Annotated in this window: 18 protein-coding genes; all 18 read right to left on the bottom strand. The window is 37.6% G+C overall.

Features of this window, described 5'->3' with window-relative positions; translation table 11 throughout:
• Window positions 1-94: 94 nt before the first annotated feature.
• The 18 genes from EVJ48_08310 to EVJ48_08225 all read right to left on the bottom strand — a co-directional run bounded on the left by EVJ48_08310 (window position 95) and on the right by EVJ48_08225 (window position 21,929).
• Window positions 95-3,985 (bottom strand): DNA polymerase III subunit alpha, encoded by a 3,891-nt coding sequence (locus EVJ48_08310; protein ID RZV37800.1) that lies wholly within the window; start codon window positions 3,983-3,985, stop codon window positions 95-97.
• Window positions 3,986-4,004: 19 nt separating this feature from the next.
• Window positions 4,005-5,546, bottom strand: coding sequence for a glutamine-hydrolyzing GMP synthase (gene guaA / locus EVJ48_08305; GenBank protein RZV37799.1), 1,542 nt, complete (start codon window positions 5,544-5,546; stop codon window positions 4,005-4,007).
• A gap of 3 nt (window positions 5,547-5,549) precedes the next feature.
• Window positions 5,550-7,007, bottom strand: a complete 1,458-nt coding sequence (guaB, locus tag EVJ48_08300; GenBank protein RZV37798.1) for an IMP dehydrogenase — start codon at window positions 7,005-7,007, stop codon at window positions 5,550-5,552.
• A gap of 22 nt (window positions 7,008-7,029) precedes the next feature.
• Entirely contained in the window at window positions 7,030-7,974 is a 945-nt protein-coding gene (locus tag EVJ48_08295) for a Ppx/GppA family phosphatase (GenBank protein ID RZV37797.1), read from the bottom strand.
• A 1-nt stretch (window position 7,975) separates the two neighbouring features.
• Window positions 7,976-8,488: a gamma carbonic anhydrase family protein gene (locus EVJ48_08290; protein RZV37796.1), complete on the bottom strand. Its 513-nt coding sequence runs from the start codon at window positions 8,486-8,488 to the stop codon at window positions 7,976-7,978.
• A 307-nt stretch (window positions 8,489-8,795) separates the two neighbouring features.
• Window positions 8,796-9,959: a 1-deoxy-D-xylulose-5-phosphate reductoisomerase gene (locus tag EVJ48_08285; GenBank protein ID RZV37795.1), complete on the bottom strand. Its 1,164-nt coding sequence runs from the start codon at window positions 9,957-9,959 to the stop codon at window positions 8,796-8,798.
• A gap of 49 nt (window positions 9,960-10,008) precedes the next feature.
• Window positions 10,009-10,845 (bottom strand): hypothetical protein, encoded by an 837-nt coding sequence (locus tag EVJ48_08280; GenBank protein RZV37794.1) that lies wholly within the window; start codon window positions 10,843-10,845, stop codon window positions 10,009-10,011.
• Window positions 10,808-11,515 (bottom strand): isoprenyl transferase, encoded by a 708-nt coding sequence (locus EVJ48_08275; protein RZV37793.1) that lies wholly within the window; start codon window positions 11,513-11,515, stop codon window positions 10,808-10,810. Before EVJ48_08275 ends, EVJ48_08280 begins: the two co-directional genes overlap by 38 nt.
• Window positions 11,512-12,072 (bottom strand): ribosome recycling factor, encoded by a 561-nt coding sequence (locus EVJ48_08270; GenBank protein ID RZV37792.1) that lies wholly within the window; start codon window positions 12,070-12,072, stop codon window positions 11,512-11,514. The genes EVJ48_08275 and EVJ48_08270 overlap by 4 nt, the downstream gene beginning before the upstream one ends.
• A 16-nt stretch (window positions 12,073-12,088) precedes the next feature.
• Complete coding sequence (locus EVJ48_08265; protein ID RZV37791.1) at window positions 12,089-12,817, bottom strand: UMP kinase; 729 nt, start codon at window positions 12,815-12,817, stop codon at window positions 12,089-12,091.
• Window positions 12,817-13,371, bottom strand: coding sequence for an elongation factor Ts (locus EVJ48_08260; protein RZV37808.1), 555 nt, complete (start codon window positions 13,369-13,371; stop codon window positions 12,817-12,819). The genes EVJ48_08265 and EVJ48_08260 overlap by 1 nt, the downstream gene beginning before the upstream one ends.
• Window positions 13,372-13,516: 145 nt before the next feature.
• Window positions 13,517-14,335: a 30S ribosomal protein S2 gene (gene rpsB, locus EVJ48_08255; protein ID RZV37790.1), complete on the bottom strand. Its 819-nt coding sequence runs from the start codon at window positions 14,333-14,335 to the stop codon at window positions 13,517-13,519.
• 280 nt (window positions 14,336-14,615) lie between these two features.
• The gene (locus EVJ48_08250; protein ID RZV37789.1) at window positions 14,616-15,317 is read right to left on the bottom strand and encodes a polysaccharide deacetylase family protein; all 702 of its coding nucleotides are present in this window, start codon (window positions 15,315-15,317) and stop codon (window positions 14,616-14,618) included.
• A gap of 12 nt (window positions 15,318-15,329) precedes the next feature.
• The gene (gene argJ / locus EVJ48_08245) at window positions 15,330-16,526 is read right to left on the bottom strand and encodes a bifunctional glutamate N-acetyltransferase/amino-acid acetyltransferase ArgJ (GenBank protein RZV37788.1); all 1,197 of its coding nucleotides are present in this window, start codon (window positions 16,524-16,526) and stop codon (window positions 15,330-15,332) included.
• Window positions 16,510-19,152 carry a preprotein translocase subunit SecA gene (gene secA, locus EVJ48_08240; GenBank protein ID RZV37807.1) on the bottom strand — a complete coding sequence of 881 codons (2,643 nt, stop codon included), beginning with the start codon at window positions 19,150-19,152 and terminating at the stop codon, window positions 16,510-16,512. Before secA ends, argJ begins: the two co-directional genes overlap by 17 nt.
• A gap of 25 nt (window positions 19,153-19,177) precedes the next feature.
• A complete protein-coding gene (locus tag EVJ48_08235; protein RZV37787.1) occupies window positions 19,178-20,602 on the bottom strand; it encodes a TldD/PmbA family protein in 1,425 nt (474 codons plus the stop codon).
• 111 nt (window positions 20,603-20,713) lie between these two features.
• Window positions 20,714-21,523, bottom strand: coding sequence for a kinase/pyrophosphorylase (locus EVJ48_08230; GenBank protein RZV37786.1), 810 nt, complete (start codon window positions 21,521-21,523; stop codon window positions 20,714-20,716).
• A gap of 34 nt (window positions 21,524-21,557) precedes the next feature.
• Window positions 21,558-21,929 carry a rhodanese-like domain-containing protein gene (locus tag EVJ48_08225; protein RZV37785.1) on the bottom strand — a complete coding sequence of 124 codons (372 nt, stop codon included), beginning with the start codon at window positions 21,927-21,929 and terminating at the stop codon, window positions 21,558-21,560.
• Window positions 21,930-22,348 lie beyond the last annotated feature (419 nt).

Genomic DNA, 22,348 nt, shown 5'->3' with positions numbered 1-22,348 from the left:
ATAATATTTTATATTTTTTTACTTATTATTATTATTTTATTTGTTTGTTAAATGTAACTCTTTTATATTTTTGTTTTTTTTATTATACCATCTATCAAATAATATTCAAGTAATTAAATAACGGATTGGATTTCAATAAAGATTTGTCCACGGCAATATTTTCTCCAAGGGTAATGCTGTATCCCGAAATTTTGAATATTACCTTATCGCTTCCTTTTGCTTCTGAAAAACTTTTTTTAATTTCAAAAAGCATTTTTTTAAATTCGGCGCCGTCAAGCATAACAACATTGTCTTTTATCTCTATAATACAGGCTTCTCCAGCAGGTTTTACCGGCAGTTTAACTTTTACCGCATCAAGCAGTTCTATGCTTTCGCCGACAATTTTAATGCCCAGATCTGCGTCTCCGTTAATTAAAGCAGCGTTTTGCCCTGCGTTTTCCGTTAATGCGTTATCTTCCAGTTTGTATATGCCGTTTTCCGAGGCTTCGATGTCCGATAAATTTTCGTCATCCGCCGCCTGTATTCCTTTGCCGCTTAAGGCGGAAATGTCTAAGCCCGAAAAATCTATTCTCCCCGTAATAATTACCGGCTGATTAGTAGATAACACATCTTCGTATTTTAAAAAACTTTTTGGAAAAAACACGGTTTCTATATTCGAATTATTGTCGTTTAATATAAAAGAAGCCATTTTATCGTTGCTTTTAGTCTTGCGGATTTTAAGCTGATTTATTACTCCCACGACTTTATATGAAGCATCCTGAGGAATTTTTCCTTTTGCTTCTATATATTCCCTTACTATATCGGTTACGGGTTTTATTTTAAGAAGTTTTAATTTTTCTTCATAACCGTCTAAAGGATGCCCCGACAGATAGAAACCGAGCGACTCTTTTTCAAAAGCAAGGATGGATTTTATATCGTCTTTTTCTCCTGCAGCCGTTAAATAGGAATCGTTTTTTCCTGCATCAAAATCTATACCTTCCGATGATGAACCGAATAAATCGGCCTGTCCGGAATCTTCTTTTTCTCTTTTGCGGATAGATTCTTCCATTACCGCTTCAAGATTATCTAGCATCCATTTCCTCGATTCTCCGCCTATATCTAAAGCCCCGCTTTTAATCAAGTTTTCTATCGTCCTCTTATTGACTTTCCTGGTATCTACCCTTGAACAAAAATCTAACAAGTCTCTAAAAGGCTTGTCTGAGCGAGCCTGCAAAATAGAATCTATGGCGGCTTTGCCGACGTTTTTTACGGCTCCCAAGCCTGTCCTTATAGCTAACTTAACCGTACCGCCGGCAAATTCTTTGTTTTTATCTTCACAATTATCCGCGCAAATTCTTTTTTCGACTATAGCAAACCTTTCGGACGATTCGTTAACCGACGGCGGTAATATTTCGCATGCGTTCATTCCCGATTTTGCTTCGTTTATTATCTTAGTCAATTTATCCGCATTTGTCATTTCGCTGGATAAAAGAGCGGCGGTAAAATGCTCTTTATAATTAGCTTTTAAATATGCAGTCATATATGCAATATATGCATAGGCGGTGGAATGTGATTTATTGAAGCCGTATTCTCCGAATTTTACTATAAGGGAAAAAATCTTTTCGGATTTCGACTCTTCTATGCCGTTTGCTTTGCATCCGCTTATGAACTTATCTTTCATCTGATTGATAAGTTCAGTCTGCTTCTTTCCTACGCCCTTTCTTAAAACGTCGGCTTCGCCCATAGAAAATCCGGCAAGATTAGTAGCCACCCTCATTATCTGCTCTTGATATAGCATTACGCCGTAAGTTTCATGGAGAATATCCTTAAGCGACGGATGAATATAATGTATTTTGGCTTTACCGTGCTTAGCCTTGATAAAATCGTCCACCATGCCGCTTCCTAGCGGTCCAGGTCTATACAAAGCTACGAGAGGAATTAAATCTTCAAATGAATTTGGTATCAGCTTTTTTATCAATTCTTTCATACCCGAACTTTCTAACTGAAACACGCCGGTGGTGTCTCCAGCCGCCAGCAGTTTAAACGTAGCCTTATCGTTTAAATCTATATCGTATATATTAAAATCCTTATCTTCGTTAAAGCCGCCGCTTTCCACTTCTTCTTCATGTTCCCTTTGCAGTCTTTGAAGGAATTTAGTTTCGTTAATAAGCTTTATAGCCTCATTCATTACCGTAAGCGTTTTTAATCCCAGAAAGTCGAACTTTATAAATCCAAGTTTTTCTAAATCTGTTCCGGTATACTGAGTAGTAATAACGTCCGTTTCTTTTGTGCCTTTATATAAAGGCATATAACTGTTTATAGGTTCGTTAGATATTACTACGCCGGCGGCATGCGTGCTTGCATGCCTGGCAAGACCTTCCAATCTTTTTGCTATTTCTATTAATTTCTTTACCTTAGGGTTCGTTTCAATTAAATTGCGGAGCTTAGGCTCTTCTTTTATTGCATTTTCTAAAGTAATGCCAAGAGTATTCGGAACTAATTTTGCGATCTTATCGACTTCTGCATACGGCATATTCAAAGCCCTGCCGGTATCCCTGATAACGGCTTTTGCAAGCATGGTACCGAAAGTTATTATCTGCGACACCTTTTCTTCGCCGTATTTATGCGCAACATATTTAATAACTTCGTCTCTTCCGTTTATGCAGAAATCGGAGTCTATATCGGGCATGCTTATTCTTTCGGGATTAAGAAATCTTTCAAACATCAAATCGTATTTTATGGGGTCTATTTCCGTAATTTTAAGACAGTAGGCGGCTAAGCTTCCGGCGGCGGAACCTCTGCCCGGACCGACGGGTATATCATGTTCTTTCGCATATTTTATAAAATCGGAAACTATCAAAAAATATCCCGCAAAATTAGATTTTTTAATAACTTCTATTTCCATGTCTAATCTTGATTCGTATTCTTCCTTTCTTTTTAAATAGGATTCTGCAGCGGCTTTAGAAGGGTTTTTTATAAAAATTCCCTCGAAACCTTCCCTTGTTTTTTTCTCGAAATAATCGGCGGCATCGAAATCGTCTCCAATAGCTGTTTCTGTTATATTAACAGGCTGACGTTCATTCGCTTCGACGGTTGCGCCTAAGGATGATTTTGCGTTTTTTAGTTTTTCGGCTTCGTTTCCGGGTTTGAATTGGGGAAAATAGTGTCCGCCTTTTAATTTAAAAGAAAAATTGCATTTATCGGCAACCAAAAGCGTATTAGATATAGCTTCGGAAGGGTAACGGCCAAAAATTTCTTTCATCTCGTCCTGCGACCTAAAATATAGGTCTTTAGTCGAAAATTTTAATCTGTCTTTGTCCTCGACGGTCTTTCCGGTCTGTATGCAAAGAAGTACGTCGTGAGCTTCATAGTCCTCTTTGAGAAGATAATGGCAGTCGTTGGTGGCCGTTAAAGGTACTCCGTATTTTTTGGAAAGCTCTATTAGTCCGTCGTTGGCGGTAAGCTGTTCTTCCATACCCTGAACCTGCATTTCCAAATAAAAATCGTCTTTAAAAATATCTAAATAAAACTTAAGGCTTTCTTCCGCAGAATCGAATCGTCCTTTTACTATTTCGTAAGGTATTTCGCCTTTAATGCAGGCGGACATGGCTACTAATCCTTCGCTATGGTCTTTTAAGGTATTTTTGTCTATTCTCGGTTTGTAATAAAATCCGTCTATGTAAGACATAGAAACTAATTTCGAAAGATTTTGATAACCTGTATCGTTTTTTGCAAGAAGAATAAGGTGATTATAAAATTTTTCGTTTGAGTTTTTCAGTTTCATATCGGATTTTGAAATATACATTTCGCATCCGATTATAGGTTTGACTCCTTTTTTAACCGCTTTTTCGTAAAATTCTATCGCTCCGAACATATTTCCGTGGTCGGTTACCGCAACGGCAGGCATATTAAATTCTATAGCTTTATTTACTATATCGTCTATTTTAATTGCGCCGTCTAAAAGACTGTAATGCGAATGAAGATGCAAATGAACAAAATCGCTCATTATAAATTTACTCCGTTTTTTATTCCCATTCTATAGTCGAAGGCGGTTTTGAAGTAATATCGTAAACCACCCTGTTAACCCCTTTAATTTCCGAAATTATCCTTGAAGAACATGTTCTTAATATATCGTAATCTAATTTTGCAAAATCGGCGGTCATTCCGTCCACGGAAGTCACGGCGCGAAGAGCCACTACCGATTCATAACTCCTTTTATCGCCCATTACGCCTACAGTTTTTACCGGCACTAGCACCGGAAAAGACTGCCATATTTTATCGTATAATCCCGCCGCTTTTATTTCCTGAGTAACTATAGCATCGGCTTTCCTTAAAATATCGAGATTTTTTTTATCCACCGCCCCTATTATTCTTATTGCTAATCCTGGACCGGGAAACGGCTGCCTGTTTATTATTTCTTCCGGAATTCCTAATTTTTTTCCTATAACGCGGACCTCGTCTTTAAATAATTCCCTTAAGGGTTCTATTAATTTTAGATTTAATTTTTTTGGAAGACCTCCGACGTTGTGATGGCTTTTTATTACGCTTGAGGCGCCGAAAACTTTAACGGATTCTATTACGTCCGGATAAAGCGTTCCCTGCACCAAAAAATTCACGCCTTTAATCTTTTTAGCTTCTTTTTCGAATATTTTTATAAAAAGCCTGCCGATAATTTTACGTTTTCTTTCAGGATCGGTCACCCCTTTAAGTTCCTTTAAGAATAAAGCAGAAGCGTTGACTGATTTTACGTTAAGGCTAAGATTTTCCTTATAATACTTCATAACAGATTTCGCTTCCGATTCTCTTAAAAGTCCGTTGTCGACAAATATGCATTTAAGGTTGCCGCCTATAGCCCTGTTGGTAATAACCGCCGCTACCGTAGAATCGACTCCTCCCGAAAGAGCACATATAGCTTTTGCCCCGCCGGTTTTTTTCCTGATTTCTCCTACTTTGTCGGATATAAAATCTTCCAGTTCCCAGTCGCCTTTAACGCCTGATATTTTAAACAAAAAATTATTTAATATATCAGTCCCGCATTCGGTGTGAACCACTTCGGGATGAAACTGCAGTCCGTAAAATTTTTTTTCCGGATATTCAAATGCCGCGGTATCGCAGGTTTCCGTCTGCGCCGTTATTTTAAAACCTGTCGGAATTTTCACTATGACGTCGCCGTGGCTCATCCATACCAAACTGGATTTGCCGCACCCTTTTAAAAGGCTGCTCTTACGAAGTATTTCAAGTTTAGAATGGCCGTATTCCCTGTTTTTAGCCGGTTTGACCTCTCCGCCTAGTAGATGCGCCATAATCTGCATGCCGTAACATATGCCTAAGAAAGGAACGTTTAATTTAAATAAATCCTTAGAAATTATGGGAGCATTTTTATCGTAAACCGAAGACGGCCCGCCTGAAAGTATAATTGCATTTGCATTGTATTGTTTAATTTTGCTTAACGGAGAATTATAGGGATATATCTCGCAATAAACCTTGCTTTCCCTGATTTTCCTTGCAATAAGCTGGGTATATTGCGAACCGAAATCTATAATAAGTATTTTAGAATTTATTCCCATCGATTAATCTAACCTGTAGTTAGGCGCCTCCCTTGTTATAATGACGTCGTGAACATGGCTCTCTTTTAGTCCCGAAGAAGTTATCTTAATAAATCTGGTCTTTGTTCTAAGTTCCTGTATAGAACGGGCTCCGCAATATCCCATTCCCGCCCTTAAGCCTCCCGTAAGCTGATTTACTGAATCGGAAAGGCTGCCTTTATAAGGAACTCTTCCTTCTATGCCTTCGGGAACGAATTTAGATTCGTCCTTTATATGCGTTTGAAAATATCTGTCTTTGGAACCGCTTACCATTGCGCCGAGCGAACCCATGCCTCTGTATACTTTATAGCTTCGCCCCTGATAAATTATGGTTTCGCCGGGGCTTTCTTCGGTACCGGCAAAGAGGTTGCCAATCATAACGCTGTTTGCCCCGCCGGCTATAGCTTTAGAAATATCGCCGGAAAATTTTATTCCTCCGTCCGCAATGACGGGAATGCCGTTTTTATCGTAAATTTCCGAACATTCGATTATGGCGGATAGCTGGGGAACGCCGACGCCCGCAACGACTCTGGTAGTGCATATGGAGCCCGGTCCTATGCCGACTTTTACTGCGTCCACTCCGGCATCCGCTAAAGCTTTTGCGGCTTCTTTAGTGGCTATATTGCCGGCTATTATATCCATTTTATAACGTTTTTTCAGATATTTTACCATATCTATGACGCCTTTTGAATATCCGTGCGCAGTATCGATTACTACCGCATCTGCTTCGGCTTCGGCGAGCGCCTCTACTCTTTCTTCCGTATCCTTGGCAATGCCTATGGCGGCCGCTACCCTTAACCTTCCCAGAGAATCTTTGCAAGAATTAGGATATTTTTTAATTTTTTCTATGTCTTTTATAGTTATAAGTCCTTTTAAATTATAATCGTCATCAATGACCAAAAGTTTTTCTATTTTTTTTTCGTGCAGCGTTTTTTTGGCTTCTTCAAGCGTAGTTCCGACCGGCACCGTAACGAGATGCTCTTTCGTCATTACGTCTGCGACTTTTTCGTCAAGGTTGACCGAAAACCGCAAATCCCTGTTCGTAAGTATTCCTACTAATTTATCGCCTTTTACTACCGGCACGCCAGAAATCATAAATTTTTTCATAATATCCAAAGCATAAGATATTTTATCGTCGGGATTAACTTTCACAGGGTTAGTTATCATACCGCTTTCGGATTTCTTAACCCTTTCGACTTCGGCTTTCTGCTGCTGAACGGTCAGATTTTTATGTATTACGCCGATACCGCCTTCACGCGCAAGCGAAATTGCCGTTTCTGCTTCGGTGACGGTATCCATGGCGGCGCTCACCAAAGGAATATTAAGGTCTATATTTCTTGAAAATTTAGTCTTTAAATCTACGTCCTTCGGAAGTATTTCCGAATAATCGGGTACTATCAAAACATCGTCGAAACTCAGCGATTCCGTAATAATCTCTTTCATTTTAAATTTCCCTCTTTATTGTTTAACTTATAAGTCCTTCCAACAGTCCGCATTCCGAAACGGTAAAACCGGAAACCTCAAAAAAATCTATGCTCTTTAACATTATAGCCGCTCCGGCGAGAACAAGGTCTTCCCTTCCTGTTTCTACGCCGTCAATTTTCAACCTGTCGGATATTTTTGCGGAAGCAAATTTTCTGTAAATTCCGGCGGTTTTTTCCCTGCTCACGAAATATCCGTGTACTTTAAGCCTTTGGTAGCTCTTCATATTTAAATCTACCATCGCAAGAGTAGTCGCTGTTCCGGCAGTCCCGAAAAGAGTCATAGGCTTGAAAACAAAACCGCTTTCAATTATTTCGGCTTTTAACGGGTTTAATTTTTGTTCTATGCGGCTTTCCAATTCCTTTAAATTTTCTTCGGACACCGGGTCGGTTTTAACAACTTCTTCCGTAAGATGTACTACGCCCATATTCAGGCTGTATTTCCATAAAGGCGCTCCGTTTTTAACGCAGACGTATTCCGTAGAACCGCCTCCTATGTCTATTGAATAAAATTCGTTAATACCGTTAAAACATTTAGAAATTCCTTTTAAAGTTATTAAAGCCTCTTTTTCTCCGCTTATAATTTCAAGATTGAAACCGAATTCCCTAAAAATTATATTTTTTACTTCTTCAGCGTTAGGAGCGTCCCTCAACACGCTTGTGCCGGTTATAACTACATTCTCCGGCTTTATGCCGAAATTTCTAATTTCTTCTATATAAACTTTCAAAGCTTTTTTGAGCCTGTTTATTGAATTTTGGGTTATTACTCCTTCTTTTTTGAAATTTTCGCCCAGCCTGATAATTTTCATATCCACGTAATCGGGACTTAAAAAATTATTTTCTTGACCGGTTATAAGGCACCTTATAGTATTTGTCCCGATATCTATAGATGCTTTGAATTTAGTATCTGAGGCCGAGTTTGAAACCAATCTATTCTCCCCTGTAATTTTTAACGTATTTAACGTAATTATTCGCAGATTCCCTTATTGAGTCTATCTCTTTTTCGCTCAGATTTTTTTTGATTACGCCGGGCAGTCCGGCTACCAAAGAACCTTCGGGTATAACCGCATTTTCTTTAATTAAAGCCCCTGCGGCAATTATGCAGTTTTTGCCGATTTTAGCTCCGGTTAAAACTATGGCGCCTATTCCTATAAGACAGTTATCGCCTATCTCGCACCCGTGAAGATTGACGTTATGCCCTATGGTAACGCCCCTGCCAATTATCAAAGGACCGGTATCGTGCTGTACGTGAAGAACGCTGTTGTCCTGAACGTTTGTATTTTCGCCTATTTTAATGTAGTGCACGTCGCCCCTGATAACGGCGCCGTACCAAACGCTGCATTCCTTTCCAATTTCGACGTCGCCGACGATTACTACGTTTTGCGATATATACGCCGTTTCGTCTATCTTAGGATATTTACCGAGATAAGATTCTATTATCATACATCCTCCAGGCCTTTCATGTTTAATTTTTACCTTAATCCTGCATTAGAAAAAGGTGTCAGATTAATTTTACGCAAAATTTTTCTATCTTTTAGTTATTTCTATTCTTATGCGTAAAATAAAATCCGACACCTTTTTCTCACATTTTTCTACTCATTATAACACAATCAATAAGTTTTTTGTTGTTTTATTGCAGGATTAAGGTTTTAGATTTATTTTTTGTTTGATTGTTTAATTGTATATTATACAACAATTTTGCAGAAAAGTCGGGATTTTTTTGCATGTTTTCCTGTCTGTCCAAGTCACACTAAGTATCAGAAATTAGCTTTTTTGAAAGAGATTCTGCCTGCTTTTTCGCTTCTATTACGTCCTCTATAGTTTTTAAATCGAACGGTTTGTGCTTCTGCATTACAGATTCCACGTTTTGGGCAATTTTATTAAAAGATATTTTTCTGTTTAAGAAAGAATTAACGAAAATCTCGTTGGCTTCGCAAAAAACCGCCGGCATGCTTTTGCCTTCCCTTAAAGAATATCTTGCAATATTTAAAAACGGAAATTTCTCGTCGTCAGGCGCAAAAAACTCCAGTTTTGCAATTTCGGTCAAATCTATCGGTTTCATGAGATTATGGAAGCGGTGCGGATAAGACAGCGCATAACCTATCGGACCTTTCATATCGGCATCTCCCATCTGGGCTATTAACGTACCGTCCATAAATTCTACCATCGAATGAACTACTGCCTGCGGATGTATGACGACGTCTATTTTGTCTTCTTTAAACCCAAATAAAAAAGAGGCTTCTATTACTTCGAGCCCTTTATTGGCAAGCGTTGAAGAATCTACGGTAATTTTCTTTCCCATCTTCCATTTAGGATGGTTTAATGCCATATCGACGGTTATATTATTAAAATAGTTTTTATCCTTGTCGTAAAAAGGCCCACCGGATGCAGTCAAGATTAATTTTTTAACGTCCTGCTTAACTCCGCTTTTAAGGCACTGAAACAGAGCCGAATGCTCGGAATCTACGGGAATTATTTTAGCTTTATGCTTTTTTGCCGTTTTGTTTAGAATATCGCCTGCCATAACCATGGATTCTTTGTTGGCAAGCGCAAGGTCTTTGCCGGCCTCAAGGCTACGGTAAGAAAGTAAAAGTCCTGCGGAACCGCTTATGGCGTTCAATACCACGTCGAATATACCGTCGGAAACCGCTTCATGCAGTCCTTCCTCGCCGAAAATTAATTTCGTCTTAACGCCTTTTATGTTTTTTAAATTGTCTTTAGCTTTATCGTATTCAGTTTTTGAAGAAAGAACGCAGTATAATGGTTTGAGTTTTTCAATCTGTTCTTTTAGCTCCTGAGTAAAATGCCCGGCAGCAATACCTTTTACGGCAAGGAAGTCAGGATATGAGACGGCTACGTTTACGGCATTTCTGCCTATAGAGCCGGTAGAACCGGCAAGAAATATATTTCGCATAATATATATAATATATATATTTATTTATTTAATTTATGTCGGTTATTTTCTATTTTAAGCAAAAAATCATAATGTAATAAAAAAACGGGGCGGCAAGTATCAGGCTGTCTATTCTGTCTAAAATACCGCCGTGACCGGGAATTAAATTTCCCGAATCTTTTTTTCCGCCCATCCTTTTAATTAAAGATTCCGTTAAATCGCCAAACATTCCGGCTATAATGGTAACGGAAGACAAAAATATAAATAAAAGAACGGTAAATTCCTTATATTCGCTTATAAATACCCTAAATATAAGAGCGGTAAGCAAGGCGGCTAAAAAACCTATTACTGCTCCCTCTACGGTCTTTTTTGGGCTTAAAGATACAATAAGCTTATGCATGCCGAAATGCCTGCCGCCGTAATAAGCAAAAATATCGGATGCCCATACAAGTATAAATAACAGCAGAATAAGCATTCTGCCTCCGGAAACTGCAAAAATTTTAACGAGGAAAGATATAAGAAAGCCCGTATAAATTATTGAAAACAGATCTATGAATAAGGTTTTTCCAAAATCGTTTTTAAAAGAAAGAATGTTTTTTAAAAAAATTAAAAAAACGGAAAAAAACAAGATAAATATAAAAGCGCCTTCTTTCAAAAAAGCAAAAGAAAATGAAGTTAAAATAGCAAGCAATTCGGGGAGTATAAAATATTTATATTCCGACAAATCGAAAATAGAATATATTTCGTAAACGGAAAGCGCCGTCATAACGGCAGAAACTATGAAAAATTCATATATATTCAGCAGAAATATAGATAAAATTATAACTACGCCGAATATAATGCCGAATATAAATCTTTTAGGGTCGAAATTAGGTTTTTCCAAATCGCCTTGACCTTTTTTCGTAATTTTTTAATGCAGCTATTAAATTTTTCTTTCTAAAATCCGGCCACAAAGTTTTAGTGAAATAAAGTTCCGCATATGCAGCCTGATAAAGCATAAAATTGGACAGCCTTTCTTCTCCGCTAGTCCTGATTATAAGGTCGGGGTCTGGAATTCCGGCCGTATAAAGATAACTAGAAAAAAGACCGTCGTTTATATCGGTTAAATTTATTGATTTTTTTTTAACATCTTCCGATATTTTTCTAACGGCATTTAATATTTCTTCCTTGGAGCCGTAACTTATCGCAAGCGTTAAAATCAATTCGGAACCGTTTTTTGTTTTGTCTATGGCTCTCGACACCGCAATTTTTGATTTTTCCGGCAGTTTTTCTAAATTTCCGATAAAATTAAGCCTGATTTTATTTTTTATAAGATAAGGAAGTTCTATTTCTATATACTGCTCAAGAAGTTCCATTAAATAATCTACTTCTTCTTCCGGTCTCTGCCAGTTTTCCGACGAAAAAGCATAAACCGTAAGATATTTGATTTTATAATCTATTACGCCTTTTACGACGGATTTTAAAGATTTTATTCCTTCAAGATGTCCGTAAATTCTGTCTAAATTTCTTTTCTGCGCCCATCTGCCGTTGCCGTCCATTATAATAGCTATATGTCCAGGAAGATTTTTAAATGTCATACCTCTGATATTTCTTTTTCTTTGCGTTTTGTAATTTCGTCTATTTCCTTAATAAAATTATCCGTTAAATCCTGCACTTTTTTTTGAATTTTAAAAGACTGGTCTTCGGATATTTCTTTTGATTTTTCATAAGTTTTTATCTTTTCGTTTGATAGTCTCCTGAAATTTCTGATTTCTTGTTTTATAGATTCTGATAACTTGCCGACCTGTTTTGTTATTTCTTTGCGCCTTTCTTGAGTTAAAGCAGGTATTTTTATATTTATACTTTTTCCGTCGTTAGAAGGATTTAAAGAAGGGTCGTATTTTTGTATTGCTTTTTCAATAGCCGGAAGAGAACCTGCATCCCACGGGTTTATACTGATAGTTCTGCTGTCAGGAATAGATATAGAAGCAAGCCTTATTATAGGGGAAACCGAACCGTAATATTCGACGTTAACCGCTTCAATTAATCCAGTAGAAGCCCTTCCCGTCCTGATTTTTGCAAGTTCCGCTTTATAAGCCTCTATAGCATGGCTCATTTTTGTTTTTGTTTCATTGACAAATGCAGTTTCGTCCATAACATAAGCTCCTAAATTAAATATTTGCCTTTGATATTATCGTTCCTATGGATTCGCCTTTAACAACTTTTAAAAGATTTCCCTTGCCGAGCAAATTAAAAACTACTATAGGCAGAGCATTGTCCATACATAAAGATATGGAAGTAGAATCCATAACTTTTAAATTTTTATTCAAAACGTCTATATATGTAAGGCTGTCGAATTTAACAGCCTGTTTATTTATCATAGGGTCTTCCGTATATACTCCGTCTATTTTAGTGGCTTTTAATATAACGTCCGCATGAATTTCCATCGCCCTCAATGATGCCGCCGTATCTGTAGTAAAGTAAGGATTTCCGGTTCCGGCCGCAAAAATAACTACTCTTTTTTTTTCTAAATGGCGCAAAGCTCTTCGGCGTATATAAGGTTCGGCAACCTGCTGCATAGCGATAGCCGTCTGAACCCTTGAAATAACGCCGTTATCTTCAAGGCTAGCCTGAAGGGCTAAGGCGTTTATAACTGTGGCAAGCATGCCCATATAATCGCCTTGCGTACGTTCTATTCCTAAATCTTTAGAGGAACTTCCAAATCCCCTGAAAATATTGCCGCCGCCTATAACTACGGCAATCTCTGCGCCTTCCGAAACGACGGATTTTATTTCCTGAGAGACGAAATTGATTATCTCAGGATCTATCCCGCACTTGCTTTCGCCGGCAAGCGCTTCGCCGCTGACTTTTAAAAGTATCCTTTTGTAGTTAAGACCCATTATTCACCAAGTTGATAACGAACAAACCTTTTTAAAATAATATTTTCACCTAATTTAGCTATATCGTTGTCTATAACGGCAGCTATATTTTTTGACGGATCTTTGATATAAGCCTGCTCCAACAGACAAACTTCCTGAAAGTATTTTTCAAGTTTGCCTTCTATTATTTTTTCTTTAACCGCCTGAGGTTTATCCATATTGGCAAGCTGTTCTGCGTATATCTCTTTTTCTTTAGCTATAACTTCATTTTTAACGCCATCTCTTTTAATATAAAGAGGGTTTGAAGCCGCAATATGCATGGCGATATTTTTGGCAAGCTCCTGAAATTCGTTCGTTCTTGCAACAAAATCGGTTTCGCAATTTATTTCTAAAAGAACGCCGATTCTTCCGCCTGCGTGTATGTAAGAATAGACTAAACCTTCTTTGGCTTCTCTGCCTGCTTTTTTCTGAGCTTTTGCAAGACCTTTTTTTCTTAACACTTCTACGGCTTTTTCAAGGTCTCCTCCGGTTTTTACAAGAACGTTTTTACAATCTACGAAACCAGCTCCGGTCATCTGTCTCAGATTTTTAACAAGTTCGGCGCTTATATTCTTTGTATTATCCAATTAATTTTTCCTCCCTGATATATAACATATATAATAAATAATATAATTTTGACTTATTAATTAATTTGCAAAGTATTTAGGACTTTATTTGATTTTATATGGAAATGTCCTCCTCCGCAGTAGATTCGGCATTTTCCGCCTGAGAAGAAACGGCTGCCGCGAAAGTTTCTTCCGTTATAACTCCCTCCGGCAGAGGACTGCCTTTCCCTTTCCCAGTTTTTTCTTCGTAAATCTTCCTGCCTTCTATAATGGCTTCGGACATAGCATTAAGAATAAGCTTTATTGCCCTGATAGCATCGTCGTTTCCAGGTATCATCCAATCCACTAGTTCGGGATCAGCATTTGTATCCGCAATTCCTATGACCGGTATTTCAAGTCTTTTTGCTTCTTTTGCCGCTATTATTTCATGGTGTACATCGACTATAAAAACTGCATCCGGTATTTTATGTATATCTCTGAGACCGTTAAGAACTTTCTGGAGTTTAACTATCTCTTTTTCCATCTTAGCCATTTCTTTTTTTGTAAACCTGGAAAATTCTTCCGATTCTTTAAGCGATTCAAGCTCTTTCAATCTTTGTATAGAATGTTTTATAGTTGAAAAGTTGGTTAGCATACCGCCGAGCCATCTTTCGTTGACATAAGGCATACCGCATCTTTTGGCTTCTTCCACGACGATAGGATTTGCCTGTTTTTTAGTCCCTACTATAAGAATAGTTCCGCCTTCTTTTGCGATATCGAAAAGTTTTTCGTAGGCCGCAGATATATACGGCAGTGCTTTTTGGAGGTCAATTATATGAACTCCGTTCCTTGCCCCGTAGATATAAGGCTTCATCTTGGGATTCCATCTTTTCGTCTGATGTCCGAAATGGACGCCTGCTTCCAACAACTGCTTAATAGATAAATCAAATGGCATTTTTAGTCTCCTTTTGCGCTTTTTTCTCTCCGGTTACGTAAAAAGCTTCAAGCACAAATTAATAACCGGATACGATTTTGGTTAAAGTTAAAGTTAAAGTTAAATTAATTTTAAATCAACATATTCTTTTATCATTTTTAGGCTTTTTTTGCAAGAAGAAATTTCCATTTTGTGACGGGGACGGAATTGATAAAGGTGTCAGATTAATTTTCCGTAGTATATTTTTGTATAAATTAATTTTTTCTTTATGCGGAAAATAAAATCTGACACCTTTATCGCACTATAACAATATTTTAAATATAAAATTAAAGATATTATTGTACCCGTTTACAGAGATTCGTTTAAGTTCAAAGGAGTTGTCCCCGACTTCTATTTTGCCGTTAACGGTGGTAAAGGCAGCAGTATAACCTGCATTTTTAACTGCTCTCATAACGTTCGCGTTATAAGCGCCGAAAGGATAGGAGAAAAATTCCACGGCAGAACCAGTAATATTTTCAAGATAAGCTTTGGAAGCGATAAGTTCGCCTATCATAACTCCTTCTTCCAGTCTGTCTAAATAAAAATGGTTTATGCCGTGCGAACCTATGAAAAAACCGTCATTAAACATTTCTTTTATTTCATTTTTATTTAAAAAGTTTTCCTTAACTCTTTCTCTTTCGTCGGAAACCGCGTTTTTTTTTCCTATAAAACCGCTGCTTATAAATATCATTGAAGTAAAACCGGCGGATTTTAATATCGGATAGGCGTTAAGATAATTATTTTCGTATCCGTCGTCGAAAGTTATAAGAATCGGTTTTTTTACGGAAAGTTTATGGCCTTTTATAAAAGACATGATTTCTTTTGGATTCACAGTTTCATAGCCTAAAAATTTAAGGATGGACAACTGTCTTTTAAACTGCCCCGGCGTTACGTATAAACCTTTAAATACGGCATCTTTTTTTGGATAGTCTATTTTATGGTAGTATAATACGGGGATTTTCATGGGATAAGCCCGCTAACTTCTGTAAGACGCGTTTATATCTATATACCCGTGGGTGAGATTGCAAGTTAAAACGGAACGCTTTTTATTTCCCGATTTTAAGTCTATCTCTACGTCTATTTCTTTAGGAGATAGTATAGTTTTTTCTATATCTTTCGTTAATTTTTTAGAAGCAGTAGAATTTTCTACTATAATTTTTCCGTTTATGTAAATATCAATATTTTCGGCTTTGAGAGGGACACCTGCTCTTCCGACCGCCGCCATTATTCTGCCCCAATTTAAATCTTCGCCGGTTATCATCGTTTTAAAAAGCGGCGAGTTTGCTATCGTTAACGCGGTTTTCTTTGCGCCTGCTTCAGTAGAGGCGTTAACGACCGTGACTTTAATAAACTTAGTTGCTCCCTCTCCGTCGATAACTATCATTTTTGCAAGTTCGTAACAGACTTCGAATAAAGCGTTTTTTACTATTTGATAGTTATGTTTTGATTCGGTATCGTTTCCCGTCAAATCTATAAATGTATCAGCAGATGCAGGATAAAAAAACGAAGCGGTATCGTTAGTCGAGGTATCGCCGTCGACCGTAATAGAATTAAAAGATGCTTCGACGCATTCTTTAAACATTTTATCGGCGGTTTCTTTTTTTATAGGAAGGTCGGTAAATATAAAAGCCAGCATAGTAGCCATATCCGGCATAATCATACCAGACCCTTTAGCAGAGCCTCTAATTTGATATTGACTGCCGTTTATCGAAAAGCTTTTGGAAACTGTTTTTGGAAACGTATCGGTAGTCATAATAGCTTTGGTAAAATTATCGAAACCTTCTTCATCGGCAGAATTTAACAAGTCCGGAATTGCATGCTCTATAAAAGAAACGTTAAGCCTTTCGCCGATTACGCCTGTGGAACACGTAAAAACGGAGCTTTCATCTATGCCTGCTTCTTTTGCCAACGATTTAACTACCCGCAGAGCGTCTTCCATACCTTGCTTACCGTTGCATGCATTTGCATTTCCCGAATTCACTATTAACGCTTTTATAATATTTTTAGAATTTTTTTTAGATATTACGACCGGCGCCGCTTTAACTTTATTTTTAGTAAATACTGCGCTGACTCTAAGCGGAAACTTAGAAATCATCAATCCCAAATCTAAATCTTTATTTTTTTTAAGCCCGCAGGCTTTACCTGCATATAAAAAATTATTCATTTTTCCCATGGCAATTTTTATATTTTTTACCGCTGCCGCAAGGACAAGGTTCGTTCCTTCCTATTTTTTTAGGCTTGACTATAGGTTTTTGTTTTTCTTCCTGCCCTTGATTCATTTCGTTATGCGTCAGTATTATGTTATCGGAAAGCAGTCCTGCGCCCTCTATAATGTCTTCGGCGTTAATGCCGTCTTCAAACTGAACTGCTATTATCGAATTCAGTGCTTCTTCTTTCATCCTAAACTGCATATTTATAAATAAAGAATATGCTTCTTTCTGATATTCTATAAGAGGATTAACCTGGGCATAGCCCCTTAACCCTATGCCTTCTTTGAGAACGTCTAAAGAAGTCAAAGCATCTTTCCATAAACTGTCGACCGCCTGAAGATAAAGAGCTTTCAGTATGTCTAATTTTTGGTCTTCAGGAAATGATTCAATCTTTGCATCTATATTTTTTTTAATTAAATCGGTAAGCGAATTAAAAAACTCGCTTCTAGGCATTTTTTTAAATAGATTTATTACTGCGTTTTTTTTATCTTCCTGAGATGCATATTCGGCATTAATATTCAGTCCAGCATTTAAATTTAAAGTCTCTAAACTTAATATATCGGCAGACAGACTAACTTTTAATATTTCCAAAAGGCCTTCTATATCCCAATTTTCGCTATGCGTTTTTTCGGGGACGTAGGTTTCAAAATAAGATTCAAGCAAAGCTTCGACGTCAAATGCTATATCTTCTTTTATTTCGGATATATCGCATATCTCAAGCATTCTTTTTCTGTACGAATATATAAGCTCTCTCTGTTTATTCATAACGTTGTCGTAATCTATAAGATTTTTTCTGATATCGAAATTATGGCCTTCGACTTTTTTCTGAGCATTTTCTATAGCCTTGGAAATCATCCCATGCTCTATTGCCTGTCCGTCTTTAAGTCCAAGTTTTTCCAAGAACGGCGCAAGTCTTTCGGAGCCGAATATCCTCATGAGGTCGTCTTCCAAAGATACGTAAAACCTTGAAGAACCGACGTCGCCCTGTCTGCCCGACCTTCCTCTTAGTTGGTTGTCTATACGTCTGGACTCATGTCTTTCCGTTCCTATAACGTGAAGACCGCCAATATCTTTAACTCCATCGCCGAGAACTATATCCGTTCCTCTTCCGGCCATATTCGTAGAAATGGTAACGGATTTTTTCTGCCCGGCGTTTGCGATAATCTGCGCTTCTTTAGCATTATTTTTTGCGTTGAGAACTGAATGCGGTATTCCTTTTTTCTTTAAAATACCGCTAAGCCTTTCGGATTTTTCTACCGAAACGGTTCCTACTAGAACAGGCTGCCCCGTTTTATATTTTTCCGCAATCTCGTCCGCTACGGCATTAAATTTTTCCGCTTCCGTTGCATAGACCAAATCTGCATGGTCTTTTCTTGCCATAGGTTTATTGGTAGGAATAACGACGACGTCTAAGTTGTATATTTTCTTAAACTCTTCGGCTTCGGTATCGGCGGTTCCGGTCATACCCGCTAACTTATTATACATCCTAAAAAAATTCTGAAAAGTAACGGTAGCAAGAGTCTGGTTTTCTCCTTCTACTTTAAGATGCTCTTTTGCTTCTAATGCCTGATGCAGTCCTTCTCCGTAACGTCTTCCGTTCATAACGCGTCCGGTAAATTCATCTACTATGACTACTTGATTGTCCTGAATTAAATAATCTACGTCTTTAAAATAACAGGCATGCGCCCTGAGGGACTGATTAACGGCATGCAGTAAATCTAAGTGCCTAGGGTCGTAAATGTTTTTTATTTTTAAAGCATTTTCTACTTTTTCTATGCCTTCTTCGGTCATAATAGCGGTTTTTAATTTCTCGTCGACTGTAAAATCTTCATCTTTAACAAGTTTGCTTACGGCATTATCGGCTTTATAATATAATTCGGTCGTTTCTTCGGATTCGCCGGAAATAATGAGGGGTGTTCTCGCTTCGTCTATAAGAACTGAATCTACTTCGTCTATTATAGCGTAATTAAGTTCTCTCTGGACATAATCTTCCAAAGAGTATTTCATATTGTCCCTGAGATAATCGAAACCGAATTCGTTATTGGTGCCGTATGTTACGTCGCAATTATAAGCTTTTTTTCTTGCTTCGTCGTCCATATCGTTTGTGATAACCCCGACTGAAAGACCAAGCAGATTATATGCCTTGCCCATCCATTCGGCGTCTCTTTTTGCAAGATAGTCGTTAACGGTTATGATATGTACGCCTCTTCCGGTCAAACTGTTTAAATATGCGGGCATAACCGCAACTAAAGTTTTTCCTTCGCCCGTCGCCATTTCGGCTATTTTTCCTGAATGCAAAACTGAAGCGCCTATAAGCTGAACGTCAAATGCTCTGAGTCCTAGAGCGCGTTTTATTCCTTCTCTTGCGACCGCAAAAGCTAACGGCAGAATTTCGTCAAGCTTCTTATCCTGTTCCGAAGGAGCAATATCTTTTAATTCATCTTTAAACTTAAGCGTAATATTCTTTATTTCGTCATCGCCTATACCGGAATATTGGGGCTCTAAAGAGTTAATCTTTTCTACTAAAGGCTTTAATCTGGCAATCTCCCTCTGGTTGCTCGTTCCAAAAATGCTTTTTAATATTTTCATTACCAAAGTAAATGTTCCCCCGTTTTTATTTTCCTGAAACCTGAATATTTTCAAACAATATAGAAGGCGAGCCGACCGAACCGAAAAAACGCAGGTCGTTCGCTATTGCAGATATGCCGTTAAACAACTGCATAATATTTCCGCTTAAAGCTATTCCTTTTACCGGAAAATCTATTTTTCCGTTTTTAACGAAAAATCCTGCGGCTCCCAGAGAAAACTCCCCAGTATAAGGTTTTGCCATATGAAGACCCATAAGTTCCGTTATATAAAGTCCTTCTTTTATAGAGCCTATTATATCTAAAATATTAGTTTCGCCGTTTTTTATAAAAAAATTAGTGGAGCCTATGTCAGGCGGAAGAGTAAACGAACGCCCCGCCGAATTTCCGGAAGACTTTACGCCGTATATTTTTCCGTACCTGATATCATAAAGATAGGAATTTATAGTGCCTGAAGAACATAAAACTTTCGTTTTCATCTTTACGCCTTCTCTGTCGAACATATCGGTTAGCGCTCCGCCGTATAAAAGACCGTCGTCTATTATGTCTAATTTGTCGGAAAATATTTTTTTGCCTATTTTACCTTCCAATAACGATTTTTTTTTATAAACGCTGTCCGCGTAAAATGACTGCTTCAATATCCCAAGAATCTCCGAAGAAGTATAGTTATCGAAAACAACAGGATAATTTCCGCTTGCTACCGTCCTTGCTCCAAGCTGGTCCACGCCTTTTTTAGCTGCATTCATAGCGGCTTTTTTAAACTTAAGCGCACTGAAACCGTGGGAAAAATCAAAATCGAAGCCCGAACCGGTATCTTCGCCGTCCCGCGACGCAACAGACAAAAATATCTCGTAAAAAGTTTTTACCGAAGAAACATCTATTCCTTTTGAATTACAAAATCTTTTATTGATTAATGTCTCGGAATACGACGGCTTATCTACTTTGTATATTTTTTTGTCGTATGAATAAGCCGTTTCTTCCATTTCAAGCAGTAAAGACTTTTTTTTATCGATATCTATATCTTTGCCGTCTTCGGAATAAATACCTAATTTTTCGGGAGTATATATATCGTTATCGCCGCTATAATAGTCTTCTTTTTCCGCAAATTCCGCAAATTCGTCCGCTTCCATATATTTTAAAAGCGAGTAAGCGCCTTCTAAAGCGTTTAAAATTTTATCGCCCTCTAATCCGAGGCAATAAGAAAAACTCATCTTCTTTTTATCTAAAAGCCTGATATTCAGACCGTTGGTTTCGGCATTTACGTAGTTAGAAATGCCGCCGTCCTCCGATTCCATTTTGAGGACTTTTGAATTAAACATATAAAGCTCGAACTCTATTCCTTTATTTTTGCAATATTCGCCGGTTATTGAAACTGCAGTATCAAATAACCGACTTCCGTCTCCTATGATTCCCTGCAATTTCTCATCCCTTATTTTTTTATCTAAGTCAGCCATATATTTTATATTTCCTTTATTTTTTTCAACGGTTAATTAAAAATTATGCTTTGCTTGCCCGCCAGTCTTCCGTTAGTTTAATTAATATGATAGTTATTATTTTACCGGATATTATTTGTTGTTTATGCGGGATATTATATCCGCGGCGACTTCTTCTATAGATTTATCGGTAATATCTATAATATATGCGTTTAATTTAGCGTATATAGACATTGAATGGGCAAGTTCTTTTTCTATAGATTCTTTCGATACGTAATCCTGTGAAAGACCCAGCCCCATTCTTTTTAACCTTTCTTTTCTTAAATTTGAAATTCTTCCTGCATCGGAAACCAAACCGAATATTTTACTCCTTTGAACCTTAAATACCGTATCGTCTATAACCTGAGAATCTATTATGGGAATATTAGCCGCCTTAAATCCTCTTTGGGCAAGAAAAAGACAAAGCGGGGTCTTAGACGTTCTTGATATGCCCAGTATAAGGGCATCCGCTTCCAAAACTTCGTCTATCCTCTGTCCGTCGTCGTGTTTAACGGCATATTCCAGGGCATCTATTCTTTTAAAATACTCGTCGTTAACCCTGTGAATTAAACCGGGCTTTCTTTCCGGTAAAAGATTAAGGATATTTGCTATAGAATTAAGTACCGGTCCTATTATATCGATACTAACGATACCTTTTTCTGCAGATTCCTGAAGCATAATATTTCTCAACCCGTCTTTAACTAAAGTAAAAATAACCAACGCTTTTTTTTCTGCGGCTTCCGTTATTATTTCTCTTAACTTCAATTCCGAATCTATCAATAAGAAACGCTTAAGGCGCACCTCGGGAATAGAAAACTGCGATATAGCCGCCCTTGCGACCTTTTCCGCCGTTTCGCCGGTAGAATCGGATACTACGAAGACATGAAAATTTTTATCGTTCATTGTTCCGCCTAATAAAAAAATATTATAATTTAATTTACATATGGGTTTTTAATCCCATTTTTTTCCATAAAAGCATTCCGCCTTTAAGGTTATGAAGCTTATTAAATCCGTGTCTTTTGAGCATAGTGCATGCGGAATAACTTCTGGCGCCGCTGTGGCATACCGCAATTATATCCTTATCTTTATGCTTCTCTAATTCCTGAATTTTTAGCGGCAAAAGTCTTATAGGAATCAAGTGCGAATTTTCTATATGCCCCAAATTCCCGTTATATTCATTCGGTTCTCTTACGTCTATTACCAGCGTATTTTTACTTTCTTTATCTTCAGATAATTTTTTAAATGCCTCATCCGGAGTTATCTGGCTGACATCGCCGAACAATCCTTCTCTTTTAAAAATATTAAACATCTCTTTTTTTATTCCCCCTTTTATCAATTTGCGATAGTGACGTAAAGGAAAAAAAAGGTGCCAGATTAATTTTCCGCTTTACTTTTTTTAATTTACATATACCTCATAAATGCGGAAAATTAATCTGACACCTTTTCCGCATCTTATGGGGACAGAATTGAATTCTGTCCTTTCCAAGTTGTTATGGGGACAGAATTGAATTCTGTCCTTTCCAAGTTGTTATGGGGACAGAATTGAATTCTGTCCTTTCCAAGTTGTTATGGGGACAGAATTGAATTCTGTCCTTTCCAAGTTGTTATGGGGACAGAATTGAATTCTGTCCCCATTATTATAATATATATATTGCGCTTTGTCTATATTTTCAAAATAAAGGCTGTTTTAGAAAAAGGTGCCAGATTAATTTTCCGCAAGTAGCTTTT

This window comes from Candidatus Acidulodesulfobacterium acidiphilum (assembly GCA_008534395.1).
Taxonomy (GTDB): domain Bacteria; phylum SZUA-79; class SZUA-79; order Acidulodesulfobacterales; family Acidulodesulfobacteraceae; genus Acidulodesulfobacterium_A; species Acidulodesulfobacterium_A acidiphilum.
This window is presented reverse-complemented; position numbering and strand designations above follow the sequence as displayed.

Bases quoted from the DNA above. Each gene is read 5' to 3' on its own strand.
- EVJ48_08310 (RZV37800.1), bottom strand. From the start codon at position 3,985: ATGAGCGATTTTGTTCATTTGCATCTTCATTCGCATTACAGTCTTTTA.
- guaA (RZV37799.1), bottom strand. From the start codon at position 5,546: ATGGGAATAAATTCTAAAATACTTATTATAGATTTCGGTTCGCAATAT.
- guaB (RZV37798.1), bottom strand. From the start codon at position 7,007: ATGAAAGAGATTATTACGGAATCGCTGAGTTTCGACGATGTTTTGATA.
- EVJ48_08290 (RZV37796.1), bottom strand. From the start codon at position 8,488: ATGATAATAGAATCTTATCTCGGTAAATATCCTAAGATAGACGAAACG.
- EVJ48_08285 (RZV37795.1), bottom strand. From the start codon at position 9,959: ATGCGAAATATATTTCTTGCCGGTTCTACCGGCTCTATAGGCAGAAAT.
- EVJ48_08275 (RZV37793.1), bottom strand. From the start codon at position 11,515: ATGACATTTAAAAATCTTCCTGGACATATAGCTATTATAATGGACGGC.
- EVJ48_08270 (RZV37792.1), bottom strand. From the start codon at position 12,072: ATGGACGAAACTGCATTTGTCAATGAAACAAAAACAAAAATGAGCCAT.
- EVJ48_08265 (RZV37791.1), bottom strand. From the start codon at position 12,817: ATGGGTCTTAACTACAAAAGGATACTTTTAAAAGTCAGCGGCGAAGCG.
- EVJ48_08260 (RZV37808.1), bottom strand. From the start codon at position 13,371: ATGACCGGAGCTGGTTTCGTAGATTGTAAAAACGTTCTTGTAAAAACC.
- rpsB (RZV37790.1), bottom strand. From the start codon at position 14,335: ATGCCATTTGATTTATCTATTAAGCAGTTGTTGGAAGCAGGCGTCCAT.
- EVJ48_08250 (RZV37789.1), bottom strand. From the start codon at position 15,317: ATGAAAATCCCCGTATTATACTACCATAAAATAGACTATCCAAAAAAA.
- argJ (RZV37788.1), bottom strand. From the start codon at position 16,526: ATGGGAAAAATGAATAATTTTTTATATGCAGGTAAAGCCTGCGGGCTT.
- secA (RZV37807.1), bottom strand. From the start codon at position 19,152: ATGAAAATATTAAAAAGCATTTTTGGAACGAGCAACCAGAGGGAGATT.
- EVJ48_08235 (RZV37787.1), bottom strand. From the start codon at position 20,602: ATGGCTGACTTAGATAAAAAAATAAGGGATGAGAAATTGCAGGGAATC.
- EVJ48_08230 (RZV37786.1), bottom strand. From the start codon at position 21,523: ATGAACGATAAAAATTTTCATGTCTTCGTAGTATCCGATTCTACCGGC.
- EVJ48_08225 (RZV37785.1), bottom strand. From the start codon at position 21,929: ATGTTTAATATTTTTAAAAGAGAAGGATTGTTCGGCGATGTCAGCCAG.